The organism is Candidatus Terasakiella magnetica (genome assembly GCF_900093605.1).
Lineage (GTDB): Bacteria > Pseudomonadota > Alphaproteobacteria > Rhodospirillales > Terasakiellaceae > Terasakiella > Terasakiella magnetica.
In genome coordinates this window covers 60,590-78,132 of record NZ_FLYE01000048.1, presented here as the reverse complement: position 1 = coordinate 78,132, position 17,543 = coordinate 60,590, and the positions used below count along the sequence as shown (strand labels likewise).

Sequence of the window (17,543 nt, the reverse complement as noted above, 5' to 3'; positions counted from 1 at the left end):
AAGACCCTAGTCTTCGCCGAATTTATCGTTCACCAATTGGGCAATCGCGCTTAAGGCTTGTTCTTCTTTAGGGCCTTGTGTGGTGACTTCAATGGATGTGCCGATACTGGCCGCCAACATGAGCAAGCCCATGATTGAATTGCCACACACTTCCTGGCCGCCTTTTGTCACTTTAATATTGGTGCAGTCATATTCAGCTGCTGTTTTAACAAATTTAGCGGCTGCGCGGGCATGGAGGCCGCGTTGGTTTTTAATTTCTAATGTTTGGGAAAGGCTCATTGGTCTATCTTAGTCTTGGCCCAGCAGGCTGGAGGCGATGTTAATATATTTACGTCCGGCATCTTGGCCTTGGCCTGCGGTCTCTGCCAAATCTTCGTTTTTGCGCACACTGGCAAGTTTCACCAACATGGGAAGGTTTACACCTGCAATGACTTCAACATTGGCTTTATCCATGGTGGAAATGGCAAGGTTTGAAGGTGTGCCGCCAAACATATCGGTCAAAAGGATCACCCCTTGCCCCGTATCACAGTTTGACACCTGCTCTAAAATATCAGCGCGGCGTTGTTCCATATCGTCATCAGGACCAATACAGACGGAGGATACATTTTCCTGTGGACCGACCACATGTTCTAAAGCGGCAATCAATTCGTCGGCGAGACGACCATGTGTTACCAACACCATTCCGATCATTCGATCACTTCCCTTTTTAACGGCTTACGTTATTTCAAGCTGGCTATCTTGATTTAGTGAGAGCTTTTCGTCAACTCACGATGTTGCAATTGCGCATTTTCACCAGTTTCATTTAACCAGTTACAGAGTTTTCGCGCAATATAAACTGAACGATGCTGCCCACCTGTGCAGCCAATGGCAATGGTAAGGTAGCTTTTGCCTTCTGCACTATAGCGCGGCAATAGCGGGGCGATCAGATTTTCAAGATTTTCCATAAAGCCTTTAAAACCTTCATCTTTTTCAATATAGTCCCCGACGGCATCATCTTGCCCGTTTAGGGGGCGAAGGTTTGTGTCATAATAAGGGTTGCGCAAAAAACGCACATCAAAAACCAGATCAGCCTCGCGCGGGATACCTTTCTTAAAGGAAAAGGACGTGACGAAAATGCTCAGGCTTTTTTGATCATTTAGGGCGAAATTGCCCTGCAAAATGCGCTTGCAGTCCTTAATCGCCATATTTGTTGTATCAATAACAAGATTAGAGCGTTCTAAAAGCGGGCTTAGAATTTGACGCTCATGGCGAATGCCATCTGATACCGGGCGCTCATCAGCAAGGGGATGGCGATGGCGGGTTTCCACATAGCGCCGTTCAATAATCTCATCATCACAATCCATAAAGACAAGCGAGAGATCGAGATTATTTGTTTCTTTAAGCTGGTCGAGTTCTTCTAACAAGGGCTCAACACCAAAGCCGCGGGTGCGGATATCTACCCCAATGGCGAGCGGGGCAGGCTTGCCCACCAGTTGGGTGATAAGTGAAAGCGGCACGCCATCAATGGTCTCATAGCCCATATCTTCCAGAATTTTCAAACTGGTGGTGATGCCTGCACCAGACAGGCCCGTTACAATGAGAATTTTCTGTGAAGACATTATTTAATCCGTTCAATATGTCCAAGGGCGATGGCTAGGGCTAGGGAGACTTTGGGGGCTGCACTGGTTTCAAAAGGGTTTAGGCGCATTAAGGGCAGGGTGATGCCTTCCAACTCAATGGTTTGATCTTTGGGAAAACGTTCAAGCTCTTCTGCTGAAACCAGATCAAGCACCATTTTGATGGGGGTGGCGCCTAAATTTTGCAGTTTGATAATGCCAAGATGGCGCACTTCAAACAGCCCTTCAATATTAGCTGGGGCATAGGCAATCAGCTCTGTGCCTTTTTTCATCAGCTCGACACGGTCATCACTGATTAATTGGGCACCTTGTTCAATCAGGCGAAGGGCAAGGTCGGATTTTCCCGCACCGCTTGGACCGCGAAGTAAAATACCTTGCTCATCAACGGCGATGGCTGTTGCATGGATCTGGCTCATGATTTTGCTAAATTCACGATAAATCGTGCCCCTGTAATTTTGCCTTGGTTATCGGTTTTATTTTCTGCCGTGATGGTGCCGCCATGGGCTTCGACAATCTGCTTGGAAATGGCAAGACCTAGGCCGGAATGATTGCCAAATTCATCTGTTTCTGGACGTTCCGTATAAAAACGTTTGAAGATTTTTTCTTCATTCCCCGGTGGAATGCCCGGGCCTTCATCTTCAATCAGGATATTGAGGCTGTTTTTATGGGAGGCTAACGTGAGGGTAATGGTGCCATCTTTTGGTGAAAAGGTCAGTGCATTGCCAATAAGATTGCGAAAGACCTGAACGAGACGTCCTTCCATCCCTAAAATATGATAATTCCCTTGGCCTTGTGCATTCAGCACAAGCTTGGGCGTGGTGTTGGCTTGATCGGCTTCTTTGGGAGCTTGGTGAATATCAACCAAAGTATTGAGCATGGCGCAAAGATCAATATCTTCAGTTTTTGCCCGCGACATTTCCGCATCTACGCGCGAAGCCTCAGAAATATCGGTGATGAGACGATCAAGGCGTGAAACATCATGTTGGATAATATCCATCAGGCGTTTTTGTGCTTTTGGATTATCCACGCGGGCAGCCGTTTCCACAGCACTGCGCAAAGACGTCAGTGGGTTTTTTAGCTCGTGCGACACATCAGCGGCAAAACTTTCAATGGCGTCCATTCGGTGCCATAGAGCTTGGGTCATTTCGCGCAAGGCTTGTGAAAGATCGCCAATTTCATCATTGCGCTTGGTCAGATCAGGGATTTCATCGCGTTGGTTCATGCCTGTGCGCAAGGTATGGGCCGCTTTTGAAAGCTTGCGCAAAGGCCGCGCGATGGTGCCGGCAAAATACAGCGATAAGAAGATCGTCACCCCAAAGGAAATCAGAAAGACCTTAAAAATATGCAGGCGCACATCAAAAAGCGCGCCTTCGATATCTTCTGATCCTTTTGATAAGAGCAAGGCCCCAAGGATATGGTTATCACGCGTAACCGGTACGGCGACCGAGATCATAATACCGCCATCAACGGTTTCGCGGATCATGCCGCCATATTCGCCATTAAGCGCCATAGCGGCTTCGGGGAAATGGCTGGCGGTCTGGATGGGAGGCTCAATATAAAGCGGTAGGTCTTGTTCGCCAAAAAGCACTTTGGAGCTGAACTCTTGAGCAAGGCGCAGACCTTTTTCAATGGTGCTTTCATTTTGATGGATGGGGTTTTCAGCCGAGCGCCGGATAAGCTCGCCACTATCGGCCATTAAGGAACTATCAAGGGCAAACAGGCGTGCACGTGTGCCTTTTTGCACCAAGCGCCCCACCATTTGTCGTGCGACACTAAAGACCAGTGTTTTATTTTTATCCACCTGTTTGATTGAGGCACCTTCACCAAGGGCAGCAGCAAACATTTCGCCTTGAATTTCAAGACCGGAAACTTCAGACAGGATGAGACCGCGGCGATATTCCCCAAGATAAAGGATACCGATGACCAAAATCCCCAAGGCCAGCATGTTGACAGCCAAAATACGCAAGGTAATGGGCGAGAACATTCTGGTGGAGCGGCTAAAGCGCGGGGGCTGTGGGGAAAATGAAGGCTGCATTTATTGTCTCGTCATTCTGGGGGAGTTAGGATTCCACAGTTTCACGATAACGATAACCCACACCATAAAGGGTCTCGATCTGGTTGAACTCCTTATCCACCAGTTTGAACTTTTTGCGCACCCGTTTGATGTGGCTATCAATGGTGCGATCATCCACATAAATATGCTCACCATAGGCCGCATCAATTAATTGATCGCGGCTTTTGACATGACCGGGGTGGCGCGCAAGGGATTCAACAATGAGAAATTCCGTCACGGTCAAATTCACATGTTCTTTTTTCCAGGCACATAAATGACGTCCCGCATCCAGCAAAAGGGGGCCTCGTTGCATAACATCATCACTATTGCGACTGCCTTCTGATTGTTGGCGAATGGCATCTTGGCGGCGAATGAGCACGCGGATGCGTTCTAACAGCAAGCGTTGTGAAAAGGGTTTGCGAATAAAATCATCAGCCCCCATGCGCAGGCCGAGCAATTCGTCAATCTCATCATCTTTTGAGGTGAGGAAAATGACCGGAACTTGGCTATCCTTGCGCAATTGACCGAGCATTTCCATCCCGTCCATGCGCGGCATTTTGATATCCAGCACAACAAGGTCAGGCGGATTATTCATAATGCCATTTAACCCTTCTTCACCATCGCGATAGGTGCGCACGCTATACCCTTCGGCTTCTAAAAGGATGGAAACGGAGGTGATGATATTGCGGTCATCATCGACAAGGGCAATGGTATGGGCCACGGTTTGAATTCTCTATGTTATAAAATCAACAATTTGCATGACTATATGGTCCGAAAGGATATAGGGTCAATCAAAACTAAAATAAAGGGACGCCCTCGATGGATATAGGATTTGAAGCACGCAAAATTGCACGGGCATGTCGCAGTGGCAGTATGGCGACATTGGATCGTGAAACAGGCCTGCCTTATGTGTCGTTTTGCGCTTGTGCATTTGACTATCAAGGTCAGCCGATTTTTCTCTTTTCAGATTTGGCAGATCACACACAAAATATTTTAAAAAAGCCTTCTGTTTCATTTTTATGTGAGCAAGCATCCCAGCTTTCAAATCCACAAGCAGGCCCGCGCGTCTCGCTGGTGGGGGAAATGGGAAAAATTGAGGAGGAAGAGGTGTGCTCAATTTTTATGCAACTTCACCCTTCGGCTAAAATGTATGCAAATTTTGGCGACTTTAATTTCTATCGGCTAAAGGTTGAAAAAGCCCATTATGTCGGCGGTTTTGGCAAGGCTGTTTGGCTTGATGATGGGCAATATCTGGGCGACTCGGCGGCTTCCTTGTTCTTTTCAAAAAATCAGTTAGAGCTAATTAAGCAGCTGAATACTGAATTACCGGAGTTTGCACGAACTTGCGCAACAAAATTACTCAAGCAACGGGGGAAGAACTGGCAAGTGCTGCGCCTTGATGGGGATGGGATAGACTTGAAGCTGGCCTCGCGAGTTATACGTTACCCCTTTGAAAATAATGTAAAAAATATGAATGAGGCGATGGATTTACTGCATAATATCTGCAGTTGAACTTATTGTTGCAAAAAAAACGAAATAAAAATGCAATGAGCCTGTTGTCTCTGGGCGGTCAAACTGTTATTTTCCGCCCCACTTTTAGGCAGGAGTGCTTACCTTTCTCTCTGACGCACTCTAACAATGACACCGGAGTTATAAATGAGCCCGACTCAAAACATCGACCTTTCGAAATATGGTATCGATAATGTTCAAGAGATTGTCTACAACCCTTCTTACGATTTGCTGTTCGAAGAAGAAACTAAAGATAGCCTAGAGGGCTATGAAAAAGGCATCGTCACCGAGCTTGGTGCGGTTTCCGTAGACACGGGTATTTTTACCGGTCGTTCACCTAAAGACAAATATATCGTTAAAGACGACACCACTAAAGATACGATCTGGTGGTCTGATCAGGGCAAAAACGACAACAAGGCAATCTCAGGCGAAGTTTGGGGTGAGCTTAAGGAGTTGGTGACAAGCCAGCTTTCTGCAAAGCGCCTGTTTGTTGTTGATACATACTGCGGTGCCAATGAAGACACCCGCCTGAAAGTCCGTTTCATCACAGAGGTTGCATGGCAAGCTCACTTCGTAACAAACATGTTCATTCGCCCAAGCGCTGAAGAACTTGAAACTTACGAGCCTGACTTCGTGGTTATGAACGGTGCAAAGACAACCAACCCGAACTGGGAAAAACAGGGTCTGAACTCTGAAAACTTTGTGGCCTTTAACCTTACTGAAAAAATGCAATTGATCGGCGGTACATGGTACGGCGGCGAAATGAAAAAAGGTATGTTCTCTATGATGAACTACCTGTTGCCGCTGCAAGGTATCGCATCTATGCACTGTTCTGCCAACGTGGGTAAAGAAGGTGACGTTGCTGTTTTCTTCGGTCTTTCTGGCACAGGTAAAACAACATTGTCAGCTGATCCTAAGCGTGAGCTAATCGGTGATGACGAGCATGGTTGGGATGACAACGGCGTCTTTAACTTTGAAGGCGGTTGTTATGCTAAAACAATCAATTTGTCTAAAGAAGCTGAGCCAGACATCTACAATGCTATTCGTCGTGATGCTTTGTTAGAAAACGTTTCTGTGACTGACGATGGTAAAATCGATTTTGATGATGGTTCTAAAACAGAAAACACACGTGTTTCTTACCCGATCTATCACATCGATAATATCGTTAAGCCCGTTTCAAAAGCAGGCCACGCTAAAAAGGTTATCTTCTTAACGGCTGATGCGTTTGGTGTGTTGCCTCCGGTTTCTAAACTAACACCTGAGCAAACTCAATATTATTTCCTGTCTGGTTTCACAGCGAAATTGGCAGGTACTGAGCGCGGTATTACAGAGCCAACACCAACATTCTCTTCTTGTTTTGGTGCGGCCTTCTTGTCGCTTCACCCAACAACTTACTCTAAAGTTCTTGTTGAGCGTATGAACGCTTCTGGTGCTGAAGCTTACCTTGTGAACACAGGGTGGAACGGCACAGGCAAACGTATCTCTATTAAAGATACACGCGCGATCATCGACGGCATTTTGGACGGCTCTATTGAAGATGCAGAATTTAAAGCTCTGCCATTCTTTAACTTGGCGGTTCCACAATCTCTGCCGGGTTGTGATACAGGTATCCTTAACCCACAAGACACATATGCAGATGTGGCTGAGTGGGAAGGTAAAGCTAAGAAACTTGCTTCTATGTTCGTGGATAACTTCGGTCGTTTCACGGATAATGAAGAAGGTAAAAATCTGGTTGCTGCAGGTCCTGCACTTTAAGCCAACCAAAATTTTTCAAGAAAAGGCTCTGCATTTGGCAGGGCCTTTTTTTTGTTTACGCTTCTTTAAGGCGCGCAGGTTATCTTTTAGGGTACGGGGTGTGCCTTAGTCTACATGGATATATACGAACGCCCGATTGAAACTTTGTGAGTCATTGCTCATATTTATGTAGGGGAACTTTGTCCGTGAGGGCGGTATGTTAAATCGTGTAAAAACTGTTGAAGTCACAAAGGCTTATGCTGATGCGTTCAATGATGGTGATGTTGCTGCCATTGGCGAAATGCTGGATGATGAGAATGTGATTTTCAGCCGTCAGGAACAGAGCTCGATTGTGGGTAAGGAAAATGTCCTGCGCCGTATTCGTAACCTGTTTTGGCGCGCCAATGAACAAAATGTTTCCATGACGGTGGTGAACGCCATTGCGGACCTTGGTAAAACCAAAGCGCGTCCCTGTCTGATTTGTCTCAGAAATGGGGTACCCGTTGCACTTTGTGTTTTATCCTGCAAGGTAAATGGTAAAATCAATGCCATTGCCATTTTGCTCGCAGGTGGCGTGGTTGCCAGTGCGCGCGCAACAGAACCCATTGCCTCCTTAGAAAATGAAAAAGACGAAGATAATTCTGAAAACAGAAAGCAGCTGCTTGATATCACAAAGGTTTATATTGAGAAATTTAACCGTCGTGATCTGGTGAGCCTTGGTTTTCTCTTTGATGAATATGAAACGGTCTTTCACCGTTCTGACCAACAAGCAATTGTCGGGCGAAATAACATAATCACCCGAATTAAAGATTTATATCGCCGTGTTGATAAGCACGCCCAAAGCCTCCATGTGGTCAATGCCATTATTGATGTGGATGGTAAATCAGCTTGGCCCTGTACATTAGGGGTTTTAGATGGCACGCCTGTTTCTGTTGGCCTGTTGAAATTGCGCTTAGACGGGATCATTCGCAAGATTGATATCAGTCTGGATAGCGATATGGTCGCAAAAGCGCGCCCAACTGAGCCGATCCCAGAACCTAAGCCGAAGCCAATTACACTTGAGCAAGTGCTTGAGCGTGAAGAATGGCTGCATAACCGGATGAAAAAGATCAAAAAGGCCATGAAAAAGCAGGGGAACCTGCCCCATTTGATGACCAAGAAAATGCGTGTTGAACAGCAGCTTCAAAAAGTTGAATATCTCAAGAAAAAATTGGGTTAAGCACAGATAAATCATCTTGATTAATCTCTATCTTCGACTAACTTTAGAGCTATTCTGAATTAATGAAGATAGGTATTTGTGATGTTCTGCGTGGTTTCTCCTGCAAAAAAGCTCGATTTTGATACACCTGTTGGGGAACTGGACCATACACAGCCCTTTTTTGCTGAAGATATTGAGGAGTTGGCAGGGACCTGCAAGACGCTTACACGCTCAGACCTCTCACAGCTGATGAAAATCAGTGACGCTTTGTCTGATTTGAATTATGCCCGTTTTCAAGGCTTCTCAACGCCTTTTACTGAAGAAAATGCCAAACAGGCCGCCCTTGCTTTTAGTGGGGATACTTATGTGGGGCTTGATGCCAAGAGCTTGTCAAAAGACGATTTTGACTTCGCACAAGAACATTTCGGTATTCTTTCCGGCCTGTATGGTTTGTTACGCCCACTTGATCTGATGCAACCTTACCGCCTTGAAATGGGCACGCGCCTGCAAAACCCGCGCGGGGGCTCTTTATATGATTTCTGGGGAAGCTTGATTGCCAAGCGTTTAAATGAGCTGATGAAAGATCATGAGGATAAGGTCTTGATCAATTGTGCTTCAAATGAATATTTCAAAGCCGTTCAGAAAAAATCATTTGAAGGCACGGTGATCACCCCTGTCTTTAAAGAAATTAAATCCGGTGTTGCTAAAACCATTGGGCTGATGGCTAAGCGCGCACGTGGGTCAATGGCGCGTTATATCATTCAAAACCGCCTTGATACACCTGAAGCCATTAAAGAGTTTAGTGAAGGTGGCTATAGCTATCGTGAAGACCTTTCAAAAGGTAATGACTGGGTCTTCACCGCTGAGCGTGAGTGATCTATCCCCTGTTATGCGGGCTTAAAAAATCAAGTTCAGGGCCAAGGGGGACCACGCCTGTCGGGTTGATGGTGGTATGGCTGGCATAATAATGGGTTTTGATATGCACCATATCAACCGTTTGGGCAATGCCATCCATTTGATAAAGCTCACGCAAATATCCCCATAGGTTTGGGTAATCGACAATGCGTTTCAGGTTACATTTAAAATGGCCGACATAAACCGCATCAAAACGCACCAAGGTGGTGAATAAGCGCCAATCGGCCTCGGTGATTTGCTCACCAATCAGGTAACGGTTTTGACCAAGGCGTTCTTCAAGTTGATCAAGGGCGTTGAAAAGTTCAGTAAAGGCTTCTTCATAAGCGTTTTGCGTTGTGGCAAAACCGCATTTATACACCCCGTTATTAATGGTGGGATAAATGAACTCGTTTATCTCATCGATTTTTTGGCGCAAGTCTTCGGGATAATAATCCACCGCGCCAAGGCCAAATTCACGATTAAGCATACGGATGATGTCAGCAGACTCGTTGCTCACAATGGTGTCTTGCTGCTTATCCCATAAAATGGGCACAGTGACCCGGCCAGTATAGTCTTTTTGTGCCTTGGTATAGATAGTATGTAAAGGCGCTCCATCAGGAAGTATCCAGCCTTCTTCCCCCATTAAGGGATCAACCACCACCACATCAATGGCGTCTTCAAGGCCTTTTAGGGTGCGAAAGATCAAGGTGCGATGAGCCCAAGGACAGGCAAGGGAGACATAGAGGCGGTATCGTCCAGCCTCTGCCTTAAAACCGCTTGAACCATCCGCACTTAAGTAATGGCGAAAGGCACTTTCTTGGCGTTTGAATTTCCCATCCGTGCTTTTGGTATCATACCATTGATCATGCCAGACCCCGTCAATAAGTAATCCCATGGTTGCCTTCTGTGTTTTATAGGTTGAAACTTTTGATGTTGTATGATGGACTGTTTTTCATATAGTGATAATGCGCTTATTTGGAATTTAATTGTTTCTTCAGGTGAACGATGAATAATCTTACAGGGATGATGGTTTTTGCCCAAGTCATCCAATCAGGCAGCTTTTCAAAGGCAGCAGATGACCTTGGCATGTCTAAATCATCGGTGAGCAAGAAAGTCTCATATCTTGAAGACCGCCTTGGTGTACGCCTGTTAAACCGCACCACACGTAAACTGAGCCTGACTGAAGTCGGTCAGGTTTTTTATGAGCGTTGTGAGCGGATCATGAGTGAGGCTCAAGAGGCCGAGCTTGCCATCACCCGCCTGCAAGATGAACCAAGAGGCCAGCTTAAAATCAGCGCCCCTGTGAGTTTTGGCGTGAAGCATTTAGGCAAGCCTCTCACCGCCTTTGCCACCCAATATAGTGATCTTTCCATTGATATTCAGCTCAATGACCGTTTTGTTGATATTGTGGATGAAGGCTTTGATCTGGCTATTCGCATTGGGCATTTATCCGATTCCTCTCTCATTGCGAAAAAGATCGGTTCAAGTCGCCTTGTGGCCTGTGCCTCACCTGAATATTGGGAAGAAAACGGCAAGCCAACGCATCCCAAAGACCTGCTTGATCATAATTGCCTGCTCTATACGCTTGCGCGTTCTGCCATAAGTTGGCCCTATAAGGAAAATGGCAAGGATTATAGCGTTAAACTTGATGGCACCTTTAAGGCCAATAACGGCAATGTCATTAGCGATATGGCAATTGCAGGTGCGGGTGTTTGCGTTTCGCCTGCCTTTATCGTGGGTAGTGCCATAACCGATGGTCGGCTGATTTGTGCGCTCGAAGAATATGAAAAAGAACCGGTTAATATCTATGCGGTCTATCCCCATAACCGTCACCTTTCTGCCAAGGTGAGATTGTTTGTTGATTTTCTCAAGAACTGGTTTTCAAAATGCCCTTCTTGGGAACATATTGACTAACGGCTCTCGCGCCACCAGCCCAAACATAATAGGCCACAGACCAGCAAGAAAATGGCCCAAGGTGGCAAAAGGGATGATTTCTTCACCCCGATGATGGCCTCAGCCTTATTGCGTGGCAGGCCAAACCAGCCACGCCCGCCCACATTGCTTTTTCCTGCAACACGTTTTAGTAAAGGCAGCCCATCAGCTAACCAATGGCTGGTGCCACCCACATGGGTGATGAATTCTTTTAAAGGTTGATCACTGGCACGTGGGTCGAGGAACTCTTTTGGGTTGATGCTGCCTTTGGTCAGGACAGCGCTATAGTGATCATCATTTACGCGGTAGATACCCGTGGCTTTGGCTTGAATACGGCTTGAAGATAGCCCTTTGCCTTTGGCCTTTAAGGTTATTTCTTCGCGGCTTTCATCCGGGCGGGTGAGGGTGATGGGGCCTTTGATGGGGGTGAGGGATTGGCGGGTAATTTCAAGCTCTGTTTCACTGACTTGGGTGAGGCTTAAACGTTCTTCTTCAAGGTCAGGTTCTTTCATCAACCAATGCACAAGGTTGCGCACCAGCTCACTATGGGGCCCCCCGCCATCAAAGCCGCGCGCCCAAAGCCAGATATGATCACTGAGCAACATGGCAAGACGGCCTTTTTCAACCCGTTCCACAATCAAGACTGGTTGTTTATCTTCACTTTCAAGGATGGTCTGGCCTTGAAACTCATGGGTCTGGATTAAGCGCATCCATCTCCCCCAGTCTTTTTCAGATGTGTTTAATCTGGTGGTGATGGGGTGGCGTTTTCCGGTTTGTGATTTTTTTAGGCGAAAGGGACGGTCATCTTGAATGGAACCGCTTGGTTTGAGGGGCAATAGTTCTTTCAGGCGTGTTTTAGACAGGCTGCGCGGGCCGGAAAAATCCGGTCCGGCAGAGACTAATAAAGCGCCGCCATCGCGTACATAATCGGTGATATTGTCAAAATAGCCTTCGCTTAGAACATTATGTTTGTAATAACGATCAAATATAATCAGATCAAAATCATCGAGTTTTTCTTCAAACAGTTCACGCACGGGAAAGGCAATGAGCGACAGCTCATTAAGCGGTGTGAAATCCTCTTTATCTGAGGGGCGCAAAATAGTGAAATGGACTAGATCAACTGCGGGGTCTGAGCGCAGGATATTGCGCCATGTGCGTTGGCCCTGATGGGGCAGGCCTGACACCAGCAACACCCTTAAGCGATCGCGCACCCCATTGATGGAAAGGGCCGCGCGATTGTTGGATAGGCTGATTTCACCTTTAAGCGGTTCAGTTTCAAGGATGAGCACAGATTGCCCCGCATGATCCATGATAAAGGTGGCTTCTTGAATGCCGTCTTTCCCGCTTGGGGTAAAGGTCTGTTTGCTACCATCGGGTTTAATGAGAAAGAGAGGGGCTTTATCATTGGGTTTGGCATTATCCAGCACGCGGACTTGTAAGTTAAGGGGCTTACCCACCAGCCCATAGCGCGGGGCATTAATCACTTCAATACGGCGGTCTTGATCCTGTTTTTGCCCGGTGATTAACAGATGAAAAGGACCGGGGATATTTTCATAGTCTTTCACATCATGGATTTGCCCATCACTTATCAAAACCGTTCCGGCATAACGTTGGGGATCAATGCCCGAGATGGTCTGGCGCAAAAGGGAAAGGGCGCGGGTGCCAAGCTTATCTTCTTTCCCATCTGTCGTGATGGTGATGAAACGCAATTCAAGGTCTTGATAGAGCGTGCCTTCTTTTTCAAGGTAAGCGCGTGCCATGTCACTTTGTTGTTGGCGTTTTTCAAGCTGTTGGCTGGGTGATTGGTCCACCAGCACAAGGGCAATATCTTTTAAGGCGCGGGTATCATTTTGCATGATTTGCGGATTAAACAGGCTGGCAAGCACTAAAAATGCAGCGATCAAGCGAAACCAAACCGCGCGCGAAGATTGCATGATGGACCATAGGCCAAAGCCTAAAATCATAAGACCAAGGGCGAGCAGAAGGGGCAGTGGCAGGAGGGGATCAAGGGCGATATTGCTCATAGGCCCAACCTTTGCAAAATCGCCGGCATATGGACCTGATCCCCTTTATAATTGCCGCTTAGGATATACATCACCAGATTAACGCCAAAACGAAAGGCTTGTTCGCGCTGAATTTCCCCCGCGGGCACAACGGCAAAGACGGGGCGCAGGTTCTCATCGCGTGCCCAGGCTTGCGCCCATGAATTACTGCCGATCAAGACAGAGGAGACCCGATCATTTTTGGTATCTTCATCGCTTTCAACCCATATGTCTTGATGGTCAAAGCGACCGGGAAAACGCCGCATAAGATAAAAAGACCGGGTGAGAACATGGGTGTCCTTCACCAATTCCAAGGGGGCGATCTCAAGTTTTTCAGTAAGCTGTTTCAATATTTGGGGGCGGGCTTGGCCCATGGTGTCAAACAGAATGAACCCACCTGTTTTTAAAAACTGATTGAGCTTTTGTGCGGCGTGATCACTTAAGCTCGTCTGGTTTTCTTCAATGGCCCAATAGATCATGGGAAAAAGCGATGGGTCATCTTTTTCAGGATCAAAGGCGACACTGGGGGCAAGCTCAACCGCTGTTCGCCGTCGCAAAACCGCCGCCAGACCATCCAAGCCTTGCTGAAGTGTTTTATTTGAGCCAGCTTTAGGGCTCACCATATAGGCAAGCCGCATCTGATTGGCACTGGCAAGGGCCTTTTCCCAGTTAGGCTCTGCACTATGAACAGGTAAGCTCACAAGGAAGCAAATAACGGCGAGGCTTGCGCGTTGGGCGGCTTGTAACCATGTGTTTGCCAACAGCCAGTCAATTAAGACAAGGACTAATGCACATAACAAAAACCATAGTGCAAGGTCTTGCTGTTCAGCCTCACGAAAGCCTTTTTCACTGACACCCAACGGCAGTTCTTTTAAAGGAGAAAGTTGCCTGATTAGCGGGCCAAGGTTAAAGGCATGAAGGGAAGAAACTGAGCCATAAAGACCGGGGGGATGGCTTTCATCAGCGCTGATCGTTTTAGCTTTATTAAGGCTGAGGGTCGCGCTTTGGCGCTCAGGGGCAACCAGATTACCAAGGTGATTAAACAGGCGATAAGGCACGAGCTCTTGGGCTGTGCCATTTGCTCCATATCCAGATGATAGTGTAATGATGCGTTTCATCATCAGTTCAAATACACCAGAGAGCGGCAGGTTTGACCAGCTTGGAATGGCGTTAATATGAAACAGTACACTCCAGCCTTTATCAATTTGCTGGGCAGTAATAAGCGGTGTGCCGTCTTTTAAATGGGCCCATGTTTTTTGGGCAAGGTTGCTTTCGGGCCTTGCAAGAACCTGCTTTTTAATCGCCACATCATCAGGGGTCTTGATATGGGCAAAGGGGCTGTGTTCAGGAAATTCAGCCAGATTTGATTTCTCCCCCCAACTAAGTGCACCGCCAAAAGTGCGCTGGGCGGGCATGAGTTGGACCGGCAAAAGCGGGTCATATGTAGCCATGTCTTGTGAGGTCATGCGTTTGGTGGCAAATCGGACAAGAATGCCGCCTTGTGCCATCCAGCTTTGCAGGGCCTTTTGCTGGCGCGCGCTAAAGGCTGTATAGACCACATCAAAAATCACAGCGGTTTTTCTTTTAATCAGGTCTTCAAGGCCGCTTTCGCGAATAGAAGTATGGGGCTTGAGGCTTTTTCGCACGTAATAGGCAGGTTCCAGCAGGGCCTTGTCTTTTTCATGGCTGCTTAAAATACCAACGGGGCGATCGCGCCATTTTTCATCCACTAAAAATTGGCTGGCGGGATTGATATAACCACTGAGACGAATAAGGAAGGCACGGCTTTTAAGCTCACTGGGTATGTTGATCTGGGCTGTTGTGCTTTCCTGATCTTTAGGAATGTTGATGTTTTGCTGAAATAAAATACTGCCCGTTTCATCAACGATATTGATGTTGGCCTTTTGAGCAGTAGTAAGAGGGGCGCTTAATAAGGTGAGGTCAAAACCTTGTTCATTGCGTTTAACATCTTGAATGATGATCGGTGTGGCCTGCACGCCTTCATGGATATAATCCACATCACCCAAGCCATGAAGCGAGCTTAGAAAATCGTCATCTTCACCTTCTTTAAGCCCGTTTGAAATCCAGCTTATTTTGGGTGTTTGGTCAAGCCCTGCAATGATTTTTTCTATATGCTCAAGGGTGCGTTTACGGTTTCCAGCCCAAGGACGTGCGCGCAAGGTTTCTACCTGCTCAAGTGCTTTTTCAACTAAAAGCAGGGAAGAGGGCTTTGTTTGGGTGTTGGTTATAAGCGCAAGCCCATGCTGGTTTTCTTGAGACTGTCGTATATGTTTGATCAATTCGGATTTGCGCACAGCCCAACGGTCCATCACTGACCAGTCATTATCAACAATGATGATATGGGGACGATTGAGGTTATTGATTTGTTCCACACGGTTCAGGCTTGGCCCGGACATGGCAAGGATCAAGCACAGGGCAATCAGACCACGCAACAGGAAAATCCACCATGGTGTTTGGGTGGCTAATGTCTGTTTGGTGGAAAGTTCCTGTAAAATGCGAACAGCGGGGAATTTAATCACCGTTGGTTTGGGCGGGGTGACCTTAAGCAATTGCCATAAAAGGGGCAGCAGCAAAAGTGCCGTTAAGGCCCAAGGTGTTGCAAAAGAAAGACTGCCCAGACTTAACACTATTTCACCCCTTGGGTAATGGAGAGAAACAGGGCAAGTAAAGCTGTCTCAGCAGGCTGGTTTGTTGTATGGCGATGAAAGCCCCAGCCAAGGGAATGGGTCAGCTCGCTTAAAGCTGCACGGCGCGCAGATAAGCGTTCGCGGTATTCTTCACGCACGGCGGCCACATTGCCAAAATAGATGCTGCCTTCTTCTTCCAAGCCTTTAAAATTCACCCGTCCTTCAAAGGGCAGGCTTTCTTCAGCAGGGTCCAGCACTTGTAAAAGATGCCCGCGCACATGGCGGCGGCTATACAGTTTAAGAGCTTCTTCAATCTCATCCATGGGGGAGAGAAAATCACCGATCAGCACGAGTTCTGCATGGCGCGGCAGATGGGCATGAGAGGGCAGGCTTTGCAGTTTTTCAACGCTTTCGCTTTGATGGGTTTTCTTTTTTTCCATCACATTGGCAAGACGATGAAGGGCTGCGCGCCCTCTGCCCGGTGGCGCATCATAGCCAAGCAGGGCGATTTGTTCACCGCCACGCACCAAAAGGGAGGCAAGCGCAAGAGTGAGAATTTCAGCACGGCGCAATTTATCGGGGCGCGCTGCATCACCGCTATATTTCATGGAGGCGGAAGGATCACACCATAGCCAAACCGTTTGGGCGGCCTCCCATTCATATTCGCGCACAAAGTGATGTTCGGTTTTGGCTGATTGGCGCCAATCAATGGCGCGGGTTGGCTCGCCGACTTGATAGGGGCGAAATTGCCAGAAACTATCACCTTGGCCTTTTTTGCGCCGACCATGCACCCCTTGGGCAACCGTATTTGCCACCCGTTCGGCCTCCACCAATAAGGGCGGTAGGCTGGAGGCAGCTTCTTCGGCTTGGTGAATGACAGGGGTGTTAGCCATATTTGTCCTTAATGATTGGCAATTTTCTCAATGAGCTCATCAATGATTTTGCTCAATGAAATGCCTTCTGCGCGCGCAGCAAAATTAAGGGCCATGCGGTGGCGCAAAATCGGGGCGGCAAGGGCGATGACATCATCAATGGATGGGCTCAGCCTGCGGTGTAAAACGCAGCGCGCACGCACACCTGACATCAGGGCTTGGCTGGCGCGCGGGCCGGGTCCCCATGCCACATGTTGTTTGACGGTTTTAAGATCAGAGGTTTCCGGCCTGCCTTGGCGAACAAGGGTGAGGATAGCCTCAAGCACGCTTTCCCCAACGGGAATTTCACGCACCAGTTCTTGGGCTTCAAGCAATTGCTGGGCGGTGATGATGCGATTGGGCGTTTTGGTCTCACTTCCCGTGGTGGAAAGCAGGATTTCACGCTCTGCATCGCGCTCAGGGTATTGCACGCTGATTTCCATGAAGAAGCGATCAAGCTGGGCTTCGGGCAACGGATAAGTGCCTTCTTGTTCCAGCGGGTTTTGGGTGGCGAGCACATGGAAGGGTTGGGGCAGGTCGTGATAATGACCAGCCACAGAAACACGTTTTTCCTGCATGGCTTGAAGCAAAGCTGATTGGGTGCGCGGGCTGGCGCGGTTGATCTCATCAGCCATTAACAGTTGGCAGAAGGTCGGGCCTTCAACAAAACGAAAATGGCGTTTGCCCGTTTCATCTTCATCAAGAATTTCAGAACCGATAATATCGCTGGGCATTAAATCCGGTGTAAATTGCACGCGGCGTTCATCAAGGCCAAGCACGGTGCCCAAGGTTTCCACAAGGCGGGTTTTACCAAGACCGGGCAGCCCGATGAGAAGCACGTGGCCGCCTGATAAGATGGTAACAAGGGTTTCTTCGATTACACGGTCCTGACCAAAGATAATACCGTTTACCTCTTTATGGATGTGTTCCATTTGCTTGCTTAAGGCTTCTAGTGCCTGAACTGCCTTTGGATTGTCTTTCACAACAATTATCCTTGTTTTGCCAC

Annotated in this window: 16 protein-coding genes; 5 read left to right on the top strand and 11 right to left on the bottom strand. The window is 47.6% G+C overall.

The genetic code is table 11. The features are described 5' to 3' along the window. Positions 1 to 6: 6 nt before the first annotated feature. From MTBPR1_RS16955 to MTBPR1_RS16930, 6 genes are read right to left on the bottom strand one after another with little or no spacing between them, the layout of a single operon-like run. A complete protein-coding gene (locus MTBPR1_RS16955; RefSeq protein WP_069190233.1) occupies positions 7 to 279 on the bottom strand; it encodes an HPr family phosphocarrier protein in 273 nt (90 codons plus the stop codon). A 9-nt stretch (positions 280 to 288) separates the two neighbouring features. Next, positions 289 to 690 carry a PTS sugar transporter subunit IIA gene (locus tag MTBPR1_RS16950; protein ID WP_069190232.1) on the bottom strand — a complete coding sequence of 134 codons (402 nt, stop codon included), beginning with the start codon at positions 688 to 690 and terminating at the stop codon, positions 289 to 291. Positions 691 to 743: 53 nt separating this feature from the next. Further along, entirely contained in the window at positions 744 to 1,598 is an 855-nt protein-coding gene (rapZ, locus tag MTBPR1_RS16945) for an RNase adapter RapZ (RefSeq protein WP_069190231.1), read from the bottom strand. After that, positions 1,598 to 2,032, bottom strand: a complete 435-nt coding sequence (locus MTBPR1_RS16940; RefSeq protein WP_069190230.1) for an HPr kinase/phosphorylase — start codon at positions 2,030 to 2,032, stop codon at positions 1,598 to 1,600. The genes rapZ and MTBPR1_RS16940 overlap by 1 nt, the downstream gene beginning before the upstream one ends. Next, positions 2,029 to 3,651, bottom strand: coding sequence for a stimulus-sensing domain-containing protein (locus tag MTBPR1_RS16935; RefSeq protein WP_069190229.1), 1,623 nt, complete (start codon positions 3,649 to 3,651; stop codon positions 2,029 to 2,031). The genes MTBPR1_RS16940 and MTBPR1_RS16935 overlap by 4 nt, the downstream gene beginning before the upstream one ends. A gap of 25 nt (positions 3,652 to 3,676) precedes the next feature. After that, the gene (locus MTBPR1_RS16930) at positions 3,677 to 4,390 is read right to left on the bottom strand and encodes a response regulator transcription factor (RefSeq protein WP_069190228.1); all 714 of its coding nucleotides are present in this window, start codon (positions 4,388 to 4,390) and stop codon (positions 3,677 to 3,679) included. Positions 4,391 to 4,488: 98 nt separating this feature from the next. Between MTBPR1_RS16930 and MTBPR1_RS16925 the strand changes: the two genes are divergently transcribed. The 4 genes from MTBPR1_RS16925 to yaaA all read left to right on the top strand — a co-directional run bounded on the left by MTBPR1_RS16925 (position 4,489) and on the right by yaaA (position 8,986). Further along, entirely contained in the window at positions 4,489 to 5,181 is a 693-nt protein-coding gene (locus MTBPR1_RS16925) for a HugZ family pyridoxamine 5'-phosphate oxidase (protein ID WP_069190227.1), read from the top strand. A gap of 144 nt (positions 5,182 to 5,325) precedes the next feature. Next, positions 5,326 to 6,933, top strand: a complete 1,608-nt coding sequence (pckA, locus tag MTBPR1_RS16920; RefSeq protein ID WP_069190226.1) for a phosphoenolpyruvate carboxykinase (ATP) — start codon at positions 5,326 to 5,328, stop codon at positions 6,931 to 6,933. Between the two features lie 196 nt (positions 6,934 to 7,129). Beyond that, positions 7,130 to 8,131, top strand: coding sequence for a nuclear transport factor 2 family protein (locus MTBPR1_RS16915; protein WP_069190225.1), 1,002 nt, complete (start codon positions 7,130 to 7,132; stop codon positions 8,129 to 8,131). A gap of 81 nt (positions 8,132 to 8,212) precedes the next feature. After that, complete coding sequence (gene yaaA / locus MTBPR1_RS16910) at positions 8,213 to 8,986, top strand: peroxide stress protein YaaA (RefSeq protein ID WP_069190224.1); 774 nt, start codon at positions 8,213 to 8,215, stop codon at positions 8,984 to 8,986. A gap of 1 nt (position 8,987) precedes the next feature. Here the strand turns inward: yaaA and MTBPR1_RS16905 are convergent, their stop codons facing one another. Next, positions 8,988 to 9,899 carry a glutathione S-transferase family protein gene (locus MTBPR1_RS16905; protein ID WP_069190223.1) on the bottom strand — a complete coding sequence of 304 codons (912 nt, stop codon included), beginning with the start codon at positions 9,897 to 9,899 and terminating at the stop codon, positions 8,988 to 8,990. A 110-nt stretch (positions 9,900 to 10,009) separates the two neighbouring features. On the opposite strand from MTBPR1_RS16905, the gene MTBPR1_RS16900 reads away from it, so the two are divergent. Next, the gene (locus MTBPR1_RS16900; RefSeq protein WP_069190222.1) at positions 10,010 to 10,918 is read left to right on the top strand and encodes a LysR family transcriptional regulator; all 909 of its coding nucleotides are present in this window, start codon (positions 10,010 to 10,012) and stop codon (positions 10,916 to 10,918) included. Here the strand turns inward: MTBPR1_RS16900 and MTBPR1_RS16895 are convergent. The 4 genes from MTBPR1_RS16895 to MTBPR1_RS16880 are packed head-to-tail and all read right to left on the bottom strand — an operon-like array spanning position 10,915 to position 17,469. After that, entirely contained in the window at positions 10,915 to 12,960 is a 2,046-nt protein-coding gene (locus MTBPR1_RS16895; protein ID WP_069190221.1) for a DUF7408 domain-containing protein, read from the bottom strand. The genes MTBPR1_RS16900 and MTBPR1_RS16895 overlap by 4 nt on opposite strands. Next, positions 12,957 to 15,626 (bottom strand): DUF4159 domain-containing protein, encoded by a 2,670-nt coding sequence (locus tag MTBPR1_RS16890; RefSeq protein ID WP_069190220.1) that lies wholly within the window; start codon positions 15,624 to 15,626, stop codon positions 12,957 to 12,959. The genes MTBPR1_RS16895 and MTBPR1_RS16890 overlap by 4 nt, the downstream gene beginning before the upstream one ends. Then, positions 15,626 to 16,519, bottom strand: coding sequence for a DUF58 domain-containing protein (locus tag MTBPR1_RS16885; protein ID WP_069190219.1), 894 nt, complete (start codon positions 16,517 to 16,519; stop codon positions 15,626 to 15,628). The genes MTBPR1_RS16890 and MTBPR1_RS16885 overlap by 1 nt, the downstream gene beginning before the upstream one ends. Before the next feature lie 8 nt (positions 16,520 to 16,527). After that, entirely contained in the window at positions 16,528 to 17,469 is a 942-nt protein-coding gene (locus MTBPR1_RS16880; protein ID WP_083223192.1) for an AAA family ATPase, read from the bottom strand. Positions 17,470 to 17,543: the final 74 nt, after the last annotated feature.